This is a genomic window from Rickettsiella grylli, from assembly GCF_000168295.1.
Lineage (GTDB): Bacteria > Pseudomonadota > Gammaproteobacteria > Diplorickettsiales > Diplorickettsiaceae > Aquirickettsiella > Aquirickettsiella grylli.
On sequence record NZ_AAQJ02000001.1, the window covers coordinates 1,463,723 to 1,476,920 of the forward strand.

The 13,198-nt window shown below is 40.5% G+C and carries 12 protein-coding genes; 3 read left to right on the top strand and 9 right to left on the bottom strand.

From position 1 onward, the window contains the following. Positions 1–95 precede the first annotated feature (95 nt). The 3 genes from lipB (at position 96) to RICGR_RS06805 (ending at position 3,786) form a co-directional block, all read left to right on the top strand. On the top strand, positions 96–719 hold the full coding sequence (gene lipB, locus RICGR_RS06795; protein ID WP_006035980.1) for a lipoyl(octanoyl) transferase LipB: 624 nt from the start codon (positions 96–98) through the stop codon (positions 717–719). Between the two features lie 125 nt (positions 720–844). Next, the gene (gene lipA, locus RICGR_RS06800) at positions 845–1,789 is read left to right on the top strand and encodes a lipoyl synthase (protein ID WP_420806108.1); all 945 of its coding nucleotides are present in this window, start codon (positions 845–847) and stop codon (positions 1,787–1,789) included. Continuing rightward, on the top strand, positions 1,789–3,786 hold the full coding sequence (locus tag RICGR_RS06805; protein ID WP_006035864.1) for a bifunctional DedA family/phosphatase PAP2 family protein: 1,998 nt from the start codon (positions 1,789–1,791) through the stop codon (positions 3,784–3,786). The genes lipA and RICGR_RS06805 overlap by 1 nt, the downstream gene beginning before the upstream one ends. A 9-nt stretch (positions 3,787–3,795) precedes the next feature. Here the strand turns inward: RICGR_RS06805 and RICGR_RS06810 are convergent, their stop codons facing one another. The 9 genes from RICGR_RS06810 to RICGR_RS06845 all read right to left on the bottom strand — a co-directional run bounded on the left by RICGR_RS06810 (position 3,796) and on the right by RICGR_RS06845 (position 13,198). Next, positions 3,796–5,616: an inverse autotransporter beta-barrel domain-containing protein gene (locus RICGR_RS06810; RefSeq protein ID WP_006034877.1), complete on the bottom strand. Its 1,821-nt coding sequence runs from the start codon at positions 5,614–5,616 to the stop codon at positions 3,796–3,798. Positions 5,617–5,862: 246 nt separating this feature from the next. Continuing rightward, positions 5,863–6,276, bottom strand: coding sequence for a type II toxin-antitoxin system death-on-curing family toxin (locus RICGR_RS06815; protein ID WP_240992246.1), 414 nt, complete (start codon positions 6,274–6,276; stop codon positions 5,863–5,865). A 5-nt stretch (positions 6,277–6,281) separates the two neighbouring features. Then, positions 6,282–6,425, bottom strand: a complete 144-nt coding sequence (locus tag RICGR_RS07990; RefSeq protein WP_006034717.1) for a hypothetical protein — start codon at positions 6,423–6,425, stop codon at positions 6,282–6,284. A 70-nt stretch (positions 6,426–6,495) separates the two neighbouring features. Next, entirely contained in the window at positions 6,496–6,690 is a 195-nt protein-coding gene (locus RICGR_RS07995) for a hypothetical protein (protein WP_240992247.1), read from the bottom strand. A gap of 258 nt (positions 6,691–6,948) precedes the next feature. Beyond that, positions 6,949–8,877: an inverse autotransporter beta-barrel domain-containing protein gene (locus tag RICGR_RS06825; protein WP_006035333.1), complete on the bottom strand. Its 1,929-nt coding sequence runs from the start codon at positions 8,875–8,877 to the stop codon at positions 6,949–6,951. Between the two features lie 30 nt (positions 8,878–8,907). Further along, complete coding sequence (gene speB, locus RICGR_RS06830) at positions 8,908–9,801, bottom strand: agmatinase (protein ID WP_006035377.1); 894 nt, start codon at positions 9,799–9,801, stop codon at positions 8,908–8,910. A gap of 14 nt (positions 9,802–9,815) precedes the next feature. Continuing rightward, positions 9,816–10,862, bottom strand: coding sequence for a 1,9-bis(guanidino)-5-aza-nonane synthase (locus RICGR_RS06835; RefSeq protein ID WP_006034796.1), 1,047 nt, complete (start codon positions 10,860–10,862; stop codon positions 9,816–9,818). Between the two features lie 24 nt (positions 10,863–10,886). After that, a complete protein-coding gene (locus RICGR_RS06840) occupies positions 10,887–12,074 on the bottom strand; it encodes a type III PLP-dependent enzyme (RefSeq protein WP_006035471.1) in 1,188 nt (395 codons plus the stop codon). Between the two features lie 320 nt (positions 12,075–12,394). Next, entirely contained in the window at positions 12,395–13,198 is an 804-nt protein-coding gene (locus RICGR_RS06845; protein ID WP_006034676.1) for a symmetrical bis(5'-nucleosyl)-tetraphosphatase, read from the bottom strand.

Here is a 13,198-nt window from a genome sequence, read left to right on the forward strand (position 1 = left end):
TAAGTTGATTTAGAGCATAATCGTACAGTGCATGCAACGTTTTTTTACTTTTTTATCCGTTCAACAATGCGTTGTGATCCCGTATACTTCACACGATGACGCACGCAAAACTTATCATAAAAAAACTTCAACAAGCTGACTATCAAACGATTGCCCATGCGATGCGAACGTTTACTGATAAACGTACGCCAGAAACGCCCGATGAAGTTTGGCTCATTGAACACAATTCCGTTTATACGTTAGGGCAAGCAGGAAAACGGGAACACATCCTTAATCCCGGAAACATTCCCGTTGAAAGAACGGATCGTGGCGGACAAGTGACCTATCACGGACCGGGTCAATTGGTCGTGTATCCGCTTTTGAATCTTCGTCGACTTCATCTGGGTGTCCGTGAATTAGTTACTTTCTTAGAAAACACATTAATCCATTTGTTAGCCACTTATGGCATTAAAGCCGAGGCAAAAAAAGAAGCGCCGGGCGTTTATGTGAACACCGCAAAAATAGCATCCATAGGCTTACGGATTCGGCGGGGTTGCTGTTATCATGGATTAGCTTTCAATGTGTCCATGGATCTAAAACCTTTTAAAGGGATTAATCCGTGTGGTATGCGTCAGCTTGAAATCACTCAGCTTGCTGATTTAGGGGGCCCTCATGATTTGAATCAAGTCGCGCAGGACTTTAGCACGCAATTTCAACACGAAATTTTGAATTTAAACTAAAATACCGACGCTTCGACAATCACTGACTTGACAAAATCATCTAAAAAAATAAATTGGATAGCTTACGTCTTTTCACACTATGTTAACATTGCTTTTTTTATGACACCTTTTTAAACGCTATGGAAATAAAACGACTGGATCCGACACAAAAACAACGCGGCGCCGAAAAAATGGCTCGCATCCCCATAAAAATTAAATCGGCCCCTCCTTTACGTAAACCGGATTGGATTCGCATTAAATTACCGCTCACAAACGGCATAGACCAACTTAAAACCATGATTCGGAAAAATCGTCTTCATACCGTTTGTGAAGAAGCGGCTTGCCCTAATTTAAGTGAATGTTTTAGCCAGGGTACCGCGACGTTTATGATTATGGGCGATAAATGCACACGGCGCTGTACCTTTTGCGATGTCGGCCACGGCCGACCGGATCCACTGGATCCAGATGAACCCTTTAATTTAGCCAATACGGTCCAGCAAATGGGGCTTCGTTATGTCGTCATTACGTCGGTCGACCGCGATGATCTGCGTGATGGCGGAGCCGGTCACTTTACGGCCTGCTTACAGGCATTACGGAAACAGTGTCCAGCACTCACTATAGAAGTACTTGTCCCTGACTTTCGAGGCCGGATGGAGCTTGCTTTACAGGCCATAGCACCTGAATTACCGGATGTTTTTAATCATAACATCGAAACGATACCTCGCTTATATAAACAAGTCCGTCCCGGTTCTGATTATCAATGGTCACTCCAACTCTTGCTGGAATTTAAACAACGCTTTCCAGGGATTCCGACTAAATCGGGTCTCATGCTCGGGTTGGGAGAAACACGGGATGAAGTTGAAAACGTCCTGCACGATCTTCGTCGACATCACGTTGATATGATAACTATTGGTCAATATCTTGCCCCGAGCCCTCATCATTTTCCGGTTGCGCGTTACGTTTCTCCACAAGAATTCAATGACCTGGGTCGTTTAGCGAAAGACATGGGATTTATTCGTGTAGCCAGCGGACCCTTGGTCCGCTCTTCCTATCACGCGGATAAACAAGCTGCGGGGGAGAACGTCGCCTAATGACGCTTCCTGATCTCAAACCTTTTTTCGATTGGCTCCAAATTCATCCGTATTTAGCCGGTTTAATGACCTATTTTATTTCCTTTCTCGAATGTCTGCTCCTCATCGGTTTTTTAGTCCCCGGGACTGTTTTCATGACAGCGATTGGCACCTTAATCGGAATAGGCGTTTTACCCTTTACCTCCATTGTTTTATGGGCCATTGCGGGTGCTATCACAGGTGATGCACTGAGTTTTTGGATCGGTCAGCATTACCATCTGCACACAAAAGATTTTTGGTTATTCCGCCGTTATCCACAACTTCTATCGAAAGGAGAAGCTTTTTTTAATAAACAGGGTGGGAAAAGTATTTTTTTTGGTCGTTTTATTGGTCCTATTCGCGCTATTTTACCGTTTATTGCGGGGATGGTGCGCATGCCTTGGGGTCAATTTTTAGTAGCGGATAGTATTTCTGCTATCGCCTGGGCTCCTCTTTATATGCTGCCCGGCATCCTTTTAGGCCAAGCCTCTCAGCAATTACCACCCGAAATTGCAACTAAATTAATTATCTTTGTTGTATTACTTTTATTATTCTTTTGGCTTGTGTATGCCTTCTTAAAAGCCTGTTACGCCGGGTTGAGTCGTTTACTTGATAAACAGGTTGCACAGCTTTGGCGTTTCACGCGTCATCACCCACGGCTCAAAACAATTGCTTCACTTCTGACGGACACGCGACATCCTCATTCCCATGAGCAATTAGCCCTTGCGTTAACCTGTGTGTTTTCCGCTTTAGGATTTTTAGTCGTTGCCTTAAGTGTTTTCCACCATGGTTTCGCAACGGATTTAAACGAACCTATTTATCACTTCATGCGTAGTTTACGTCAAGACAATGTCGATGCGTTTTTTGTGGCGATGGCAGAATTGAGCCCAAAAGTGCTGACTGTATTTTGGATAGTACTGTTGGCCTTTTTTTTAATAAAAAGGAATTTTTGGTTAAGCGTGCATTGGGGCTTAGCAGGATTACTCAGTTATGGTTTAGGTGATCTGTTTAAACAGATGCTTCACATCACGCGTCCCGATGGTTTAATCCAGATACCGGCAGGTCCTTCTTTTCCGAGCGGTCATACCGTCAGCAGCATTGCTCTTTTAGGCTTTTTTGCAGTGATTATTGGGATAGAAAAACCAAAACCACAGCGCGTGCTAATTTATGGATTAACGAGCGCCATTATATTTTTAGTCCTCTTTTCACGCATTTATTTAACTGCGCATTGGTTTAGTGATGTGGTGGGCGGCGCTTTACTCGGAATCAGTATTCTTGCAGGTCTCACCTTTTCGTATCGTAGAAAAATTCAATTCACAACAATTTCTTCCGGTAAGATAGCCGTAATCGGGATTCTAACGTTATTATTCGTGTGGGGTGCACATCTAAACGACGGTTATAAAAAATTACTTTCTAATTCTCAACTCCGCTTTCCCAATCAAACCATTGATTTAAAGGAATGGTGGAATCATGCGGGATCTCAAACACCTCTTTATCGGCTCGGTTATTTCGGCCAAAAAATTGAAGCGCTCAATATTCAATGGGTAGGAAAACTTTCAGATATTCAACATCATTTAGAAAAAAAAGGCTGGCATCGGCTACCCAAAACAAACCTTGTCACCACACTTTACCGATTAAGCTTGCATACTCAGGATCCGAATACTCCTTTGTTTGTTTCTTCTAATGCGGGCCGAGCGCCCGTATTAACGATGACAAAATATATTCCAGCAACCCATCATTTGATCGTTTTAAATCTTTGGGATTCACATCAACGGCTCAGTAACGGCGTTCCTCTCTGGTTCGGTTTGGTCCATTATCATCAAACCTGGCGCTTACAATTTCAACCCATAAAAAAACAGCCTACTTTGCAAAACCTTGTTCCAGCGAGTACGCTATTACAACAGGATCTTAAATCATACGCCGTAAAAAATGTGAGTTACACTCCTTTACAGGCCAATGTATTGTTTATTCAAAATTAGCTATATTTGTTATGAGCAGACTACACTACCGCCATTGATACTACATATTACTCCATCAAAAGTGACGGTACTTCCATCAGATCTAAATGTGATTGCATTACTGCCTCCCGAATTTAAAACTATTTCTCTTCCAGTCATTGTAACAGCTGTTCCAGCACCGTTTGTTTGTATTCCGATTGCACTTGCCGAGGGAATATTGTTTACTGAAATTAAAGAATTAGTTATATCAACTATACTGCCCCCATTAGCAAAAACCCCATTTGAAGAGCCGCCAGCAGCGGAATCATTTTCTAAAAAGATATCTGTGTTTACAATCGAACCGCTCGTATTTTCAAATCTAACACCATCAATGCTATTAAATTCATTGTTAGCTACATTTATTTCACTGTTTTGTATCACCAAATTTGAACTACCTCGCCCTGTAACGCCTACTCTCAAGGCATTAAGAACGGAGTTATCAATCAATGTGTTTGTTGCTCCTAAATCAAACACGGCAACTCTGTTTAATCCAGGTCCTGAAGAATTACCAATATCACTTCCTCGGATAATATTATTACCACCCGTCACAATAACACTTGAATCTGTTGGTTGATTTGATAACAAAATAATATTTTCTAAGGTATTATTACCCTGAAGGGAAATTGTAGGGAGGATAAGTGTCGAACGTGCAGGATCAGTTGCTAGTTGACTATAATCAGCGGTTCGTGACTGTACACTTTGACCAGGAAAAAGATTTACACTACTGGCGGTGGTATAAGTCCCTCCATTGAAATAAAATTGTGTATTAGGAATTAAGTCATTTAAGGTTGTGACATTAGCTTGTGTAAAATCTGCAGGCCCGCACGGATTTTCAAATGTACAGCTCCCTAAAGTTAAATTTACCACATTTGCATCATTTGGCTGACCCGTTTGACTGAAAAAAGCAATATTACTTCTTAAGGGAATATCATCTATTACCAACATCCCGCCCCTCGGCACCAATAACGGTTTTGCTTTTAAGCGCGTCGGAATGGTCGAACCACGGCCCAATTCCGCTACATGGCGCTCAACCGGGTCGGTGAGCCGTTCTTCAAGTTCTGGGTCGGCACGATGGGCTCTCAACCCTCCCCATTCCAAACCAATACCAAAGGCATAGGTACTGTGATGGAGGTTATCATACGAATAACTGCCTATCAGTTTTACGCCTTGCGTTAACCAATATTCTAAACCGGCCGCGCCTCCCCACACATTGTTGGTTTCTGCAGGGGAAAAATAATAGCTGCCGAGATATCCCTTCAACGAAGAATGTGGAAACAATTGATAACCGGCCTTGATGTCCGCACCACTACCTGCATATTGATGCATTAAAAATACACGACCAAATTCAGAGTGACCGGTAAAAAAATGAACTATTTCTGTGCCCGCTGTATAATGCCGATCACCCATCGGGATATAAGCATTGAGATGGGCGTCCCAACGGGAGCCGAAGGCTTCGATTCCTGGGTTGGCAATCCACAAGCGGGCATTATTATCAACACGACTGTAACCACCAAAAAAATAACCGCCCACAATCGCTGCTTGATTCGTGATCCAACGATAACCTAAACCTACATCGAATTGGTTTTGATTATCGGTGCCATAAGACAACGCTGGATCCACATAAAGATTACGACTCATATCACCCGATAAGGGGAACATCGCGTCTGCTTGTCCGACCGTATAATCACTGGCAAGCACGAGACCAGATAGACGAGGGGGTAATGGAAAAGCCCCATAAGCCGGGTTCATCAACCCACTGAGCCCAGCAACTAAAAGGCTACTGAATAACCATCCTTGTCTTTTTCGGCTCATTGCAACTCCTTTGCGTTAGTATGCACTTATTTTGCCTTAAAAAATTAAACCGAGAATATTTAAATAAAAAATTTTATAGACCAATTTCGTAACTAAAAAATCACATGCTTTTTAATTAGGTCAATAGATAGTTAGAAAATCCTTGATTTAAATTAGCTAAAAAATTTCTAAAGTCAAGTATGGGGGTAAAATTTAATGGTCACTTTGTCTTCTTATGTGATCTAATACGAGAGGTTTATCTCACTCTCATTGAATTATTTGTTTTCTAATTATCTTCGTTAAGACATTTTCTTTTATCCATTTTGAAAGCTCTTTTTTAGTTAATTTTTTTTCAGCAACTTTCAACATAACATCTACTATGATTTTTGATTTTGCTTCAAGTTCATAGCCATTTATTTCTAAAAAATTATACATTACAGAAAAAGCCGTACGTTTATTTCCATCATTAAATAAATGACCTTGCGCTATCGCAATACAATATATAGATGCTATTTCAAATAGATCGTTAACCTCTTCATAAAACGAGTAATTTTCTGCGCGGTTTAAGGCGGCTTCTAAGGATTTGTAAAGTGAAAGACCCGCTAGACCTCCTGAGTTATTAAGTATATCATCGTGAATTTTAATGACCTCTTCAATGGTTAGCATTTTTATTTTACGCATATCCATTAACGCTTAGCTAATTCTTTAAACACATCTGGATATTTTTTTAAGCATTTTTTTGTCGCTCTATCGACTTCAGCTTTTGAAGCGTAAACCATTTTAAATGTTACTTGTTTTTTTTCATTCAAAATTTTATTCTTTTTCATCATCCAATCTCCTCCAACTCAATTTTTTTATCAACATAAGGTTAGAAAGCCCTTTTTATTTAACTTCGCATTGTTATGAACAGGATACGCCTATGCCATCGATGGTACACATTGTCCCGCCTTGGAACATAACCGAACCCCCATCATTCGATGCTGAAATTTCGTCCCCTCGCCCTACTTGTATTGCACCGCCAGTCATTGTAATGGTTGATCCAGAACCGTCCGCTTGCAACCCATCATTTGATCGTTTTAAATCTTTGGGATTCACATCAACGGCTCAGTAACGGCGTTCCTCTCTGGTTCGGTTTGGTCCATTATCATCAAACCTGGCGCTTACAATTTCAACCCATAAAAAAACAGCCTACTTTGCAAAACCTTGTTCCAGCGAGTACGCTATTACAACAGGATCTTAAATCATACGCCGTAAAAAATGTGAGGTACGCTCCTTTACAGGCCAATGTATTGTTTATCCAATAAGAATTAGACTTGTTTTCTTAATTCTATTTTGCTTTAGTTTTCATCGTTATTAACAGAGCACGTTAGCACCATTGATTAAACACTTAACCCCTGTAGTGGCTAAAGAAGTTGGGGATTTACCATGAAAACCGAAAATATGGGGGTTGGGCCCAATTACGTTTATAGTACCTCCCACAAGTTTGATTGAAGAAGGAACGTCGAAGTTTGCTGTTAGTATTCCCTCAGTTTCCTCTCCAGCCCCTGAGAGAAAAATGTTCGTATTTGTTGCATTAATCGTACCTCCTGCCGTGCCTAGTCCAGCCGAAGCTCCTGGATGTTTTGTTTCTCTTATATCTACTATTGACGATACGACTTGAAGGTATACATTGTTAAGCGTAAGTATTGCCCCCTCGTCAGCATATGCTCCGAGAGGGAATACAGTTTCAGGAGGAAATAATACTGGAGTTGTTAGTACTTTTATTTTGCTATTTTGTATTGTTGTATTGGTAAAAACGCTTCCATAAAAACCGAATACGCTACCTAAATTGTTTTTTTCTATCAACAAACTGCTACTATCAATAAGTAGGTTGTTATCACTTTCATTAAATACACTAACCCCATCTCCAACGACAATATCACCTGGCAGACCAATTTGGCTACCCTTAATCACGTTATTATTCCCCTGTACACGAACATGCACTTCATTAATAAAGCCACCTACTAACGTTAGGTTTTCTAGACTATTATTACCCTGTTCAATACTTCCTCCCACTATCATGTTTTCTAAGGTATTGTTACCTTGGAACGTAAGACTAGGGATGAAAAGCGTCGATCGTGCTGAACCGGTTGCCAATTGACTATAATCTACTGTTCGTCCTTGTAAACTTTGGCCAGGAACAAGGCTTATTGATTGGCCGTTGCTGGTATAATTACCGCCATTGAAATAGAATCGCGTATTAGGTAGAGGTAGCAACTCCCCTAAAGTATTAACACTGGCTTGTGAAAAGTCGGTGGGTCCACACGGGTTCTCAAATGTGCAATTAGCCAAACTTAAACCCACTCCACCATTGTTAGGCCCACCAGCTTCACTAAAAAATGCAATATTATTTCCTAAGAGAATAATAACTCCAGTCGGTTGATCTCCTGTTATCAACGGTTTTGCTTTTAAGCGCGTCGGAATGGTCGAACCACGGCCCAATTCCGCTACATGGCGCTCAACCGGGTCGGTGAGCCGTTCTTCAAGTTCTGGGTCGGCACGATGGGCTCTCAACCCTCCCCATTCCAAACCAATACCAAAGGCATAGGTACTGTGATGGAGGTTATCATACGAATAACTGCCTATCAGTTTTACGCCTTGCGTTAACCAATATTCTAAACCGGCCGCGCCTCCCCACACATTGTTGGTTTCTGCAGGGGAAAAATAATAGCTGCCGAGATATCCCTTCAACGAAGAATGTGGAAACAATTGATAACCGGCCTTGATGTCCGCACCACTACCTGCATATTGATGCATTAAAAATACACGACCAAATTCAGAGTGACCGGTAAAAAAATGAACTATTTCTGTGCCCGCTGTATAATGCCGATCACCCATCGGGATATAAGCATTGAGATGGGCGTCCCAACGGGAGCCGAAGGCTTCGATTCCTGGGTTGGCAATCCACAAGCGGGCATTATTATCAACACGACTGTAACCACCAAAAAAATAACCGCCCACAATCGCTGCTTGATTCGTGATCCAACGATAACCTAAACCTACATCGAATTGGTTTTGATTATCGGTGCCATAAGACAACGCTGGATCCACATAAAGATTACGACTCATATCACCCGATAAGGGGAACATCGCGTCTGCTTGTCCGACCGTATAATCACTGGCAAGCACGAGACCAGATAGACGAGGGGGTAATGGAAAAGCCCCATAAGCCGGGTTCATCAACCCACTGAGCCCAGCAACTAAAAGGCTACTGAATAACCATCCTTGTCTTTTTCGGCTCATTGCAACTCCTTTGCGTTAACGACATTAAGATTATAACCGCTCGTCGAGAGCGAATAAAGAAAGAATTTTATAGACTAGCTTTGCAACTAAAAAATCACAACTAGGTAATTGAGGAATCGGCGCGAGCTCATTGATATCTGCTCCAACTATCCGTCCTACTTGACTTGCTGCCGTAATAATTTCGAGTGCGTCTTCCCAAAATAAACCACCGGGTTCAGGAGTTCCTGTAGCTGGCATCACACTGGAATCAAATGCGTCAACATCAAATGTTAAATAAATAGGCCGGTTTTTTAAATGGGAGACGATCGTGTTGATATCCCATTTTTTTTTATCTTTTCCCCAATATAGATGAATTCTATCACGGTTTTCTTCAATGAAAGGAATTTCTTCTCTTGAAACATTACGAATTCCCACGGAAACAACATTCAATGAGTCATGATCTAAACAACGTCTTATCGCGGAAGCATGGGAATAATGTTGTCCTTGGTAACCATCGCGTAAATCAGCATGGGCATCAAAATGCAGTAAGATCAGATCATTATATTTTTTTAAATAAGGACGAATGGCACCTATCGTAATTGCGTGTTCTCCGCCCAAAACAAATGGAAATTTTTTATCCTTTAATACTTTTTCAACAATCGTTTCTAATTGTTGTAAAGCCTTCGGCATTTCAGCATCAATTTTAGGTTCGTTTAATGTAACAATGCCAATTTGACGAAAAGGTTCACACCATAATTGTTCATCAAACAATTCAACTTCATAAGAGGCGCGAATAATGGCAGCCGGTCCTTTAGCCGTCCCTTTACCATACGTAACCGAATTTTCTAGACCAAACGGGATGATCACGGCTTTCGCCTTTTCATAATCAACGGCATCTTCTTGCGCTAAGCCTAAAAAGGCTTTTTTGGGTTCTATGCAATGCATATGGATAAACCTTTTTATTGATTCAATAATTTAGAAAAATTTCGTCGACTACGCCTTTTCCAATAACCGCGATGATATGCATCACTTGCTAAAAGTGGCAAAACTGAACTCGCTTCCGCATATACCATTTGTTCATAGGCTCTGTCCACTTTACCCCAGGAACACGCTTCCTTTAACGTAGAGCTTGAACACGCTCCATCTCGTACATCTGCGACCGTCACTTGAATTGCATATTTATGCATATCTACTGGTTTTCCAAGAATTTCAGCACACACGACGGTATCCTGAACAAAATTTTTTGGCACGCCGCCACCTATCATCAGCAAACCCGTAGTACCCGCTTTAATTTTGATGTCCGTGAGTTCACGAAAATCACGTATCGCATCGATGGTTATATGTTGATTTGGATTTTTTACCTGGTGTAGCACTAAACCGAAGCCCGCAGAAGAGTCTGTAAACGCAGGACAAAAAATAGGAACATGATGTTCATAAGCTAACTGCACTAAAGAATCTTGTTTTTTAGCCTGTCCGCGCGATAAATAACTCCCCATCGCCTGAATAAATTCTCGCGAACTATAGGCTTTCGGTTCAAGCGTATTGGCTATTTCGAAAATAACGTGATCACACTGTTGTAGTTGTTCTTCGTCAATATACGTGTCATAAATACGATCGATCTGTAAATCGCGTAATTTTCCATCATCAATCGATGAACTTCCTTGATAATGCCGAAAACCTAAGGCTTCAAAAAAATCCATATCAACAATGCTTGCGCCTGTAGCTACTATCGCATCAACCATATTATAGTGAATTAAATCAGCATATAATTTCATGCAGCCGCCTGCTGAAGTGGAGCCTGCAATGGACAAAATAATGCTACACTGATCATCTTGAAGCATGGCATTAAAAATGCGTGTTGCCCGTGCCAAATCACGTGAAGTGAATGACATCGCCGCCATTGAATCAATAATCGGACGTGCATCAAATTGTGTAATATCAATATGCTCAACACATTTATTCAATAATTTTTCTTTCAATGAATTTTTACAAACAGGTGTTTCCATGAGTTTTTCCTCATCAATAAAGTATTATTTTGTTGCCAATTCTTGTTTTTTTTCCAAATTAAGTGCAGAAAACATGCTCATGATAGGCTTATCTGAAACAGCAATAACGCCTTCTTCATGCTTAAAACCATTAAATCCTGTTGAAAGCGTTCTACCATAAGCGCCTACTTGACCAATTTCAATATAGTTTCCTTCTTTAATATCACTCGGTAAATAAAAAGGTCCTTGCATATAATCCAAACAATCACACGTTGGGCCGTAAAAACTATAGGGGATGAGGTCTTTATTTTTTCGATATGATTTTTTTATTAAACGCACCGGAAAAATAAAATGAGGAATTCCCGCATCGAAAAGACTACCGTAGGTTCCATCATTAATATACAACTGGTTCTTTTTTCTTGATTCTACGCGTACGATAACGGACGTACTTTCTGCGACTAAACAACGACCCGGCTCACACAGTAATTCTATAGTAGGAAATTTTTTACTAATTTCTTTAAATTCTTCGTGAATCACATTAAAATAAATCTCCAGTGGTGGGGGCGTCATTCCAGGATATATCGACGGAAATCCTCCCCCCACATCAAAATATTCTATTGCAATTTTTGACTGGCCAATCAATTTATTGGCTAATCGTATTGCAATTCGATACGCATCAGGATGCATACATTGTGATCCGACATGAAAGGTAATACCCAGCTTGTAAGCAACTTTTCTGACTTTTTTTAATAATTCAGGTGCTTCATCTAAATGAATACCAAATTTTGCAGATAAATTAAACTCAGCAAATGTATTGGGAATTGCTAAACGTAAATGCAAACATAAATCCTTTGCATTATTCGTATAACGAACAATTTTTTTAAGTTCATCCAAACTATCTAATGCAAAATGTCTCACGCCATAATTAAAATAAGCCTCTTGAATGGCAAAAGAAGATTTCACTGGATGCATAAAATAGAGTCCCGCATCCGGCAAGATTGATTTAATCATACGAATTTCTTCGTATGAAGCGACGTCAAAATCATGAATACCTTGATGATGTAAAAGATGAATGACTTGTCTTTCGGGATTCGTTTTAACCGCATATAAAATTCGACCCTGAAATCGCGTGCGAAAATAATTAATCGCACATTCCATGATGTTTGGTCTAAAAACGAAAACGGGCTGCGGTGGTTGGCTATCCACAACGGACGCAATGGTTTGTAAATTCATTTTTCACATACCTCTTTATCTTCAAAAATACTTTTCAGTTAAAAGCAAATAAGTGCTTTAAAAAATTTCAAAGAGGTATTGTTTTTATAATCCGACACCCGGATGAAAACAGATAGTTGAGTAATCGTCATAAGGAAAAATTTCATCTAAAACCAACCTTTTATTTATAGGTTATTTTAACAATACTATTGTTATCTAACGGCATGATACTTTACCTTATGAATTAAATAAGGGATATTTAATTTTAAACTACTCTATTTATAAGAAGTAAGAACCATTCGCAATTGACATTACTCAGACTCAATTCAGTGCCTACAACGCTACGCACAATCAACACTCATTCGGACCTTATCTTCTAGGCGCATTGCAGTTAAGCAGTGACCCCATACACAACCGGTATCTAACGCGTATACGTTGGGTTCATCCGTTTGACCCTGCAAGGCTGCCCAATGCCCAAACAAAATAGCTAATGATTGGCTACGTCGATGAGGTACCTTAAACCAAGGAAAATAATCGCTCGAAATAGCATGAACTCCTTTAGCCGTCAGCTCTAAATTTCCCTTAATATCACAAAATCTTAAACGGGTCAAACAATTTGTAATGTACCTTAATCGCCCCCAACCGGTCAGATTATCCCGCCATTGGCAAGGCGCATTACCCCGCATATTTTTAAAAAACTCCGTATAATTCTCTCCCCGTAATACAGCCTCAACTTCATGCGCGCAAGCCATTGCCTTCTGAAGATCCCATTGAGGGGGCAATCCTGCATGAACCAACGTATAACCGGAGTGAGCATCATGGTATAAAAGTGGTTGGTTCCGTAACCACGTGCATAATTCATCTTTATCGGGTGCATTTAAAACGGCCTGTAAGCTGTTTTCAGGATCGCGCTGTAAACCGCGATAGACTATCGATAAAAGGTGTAAATCATGATTACCTAATACAATATGCGTATTTTTTAATTTTTTTACGAACCGGAGCACTTCTAATGATTGAGGTCCCCGATTGACGAGATCACCTGTAAACCATAACGTATCCTGATACGCGTCAAAATTAATTTTATCTAACAATCGTAGTAAAGAATCAAAACAACCTTGAATATCTCCAATCGCGTAAGTTGGCAT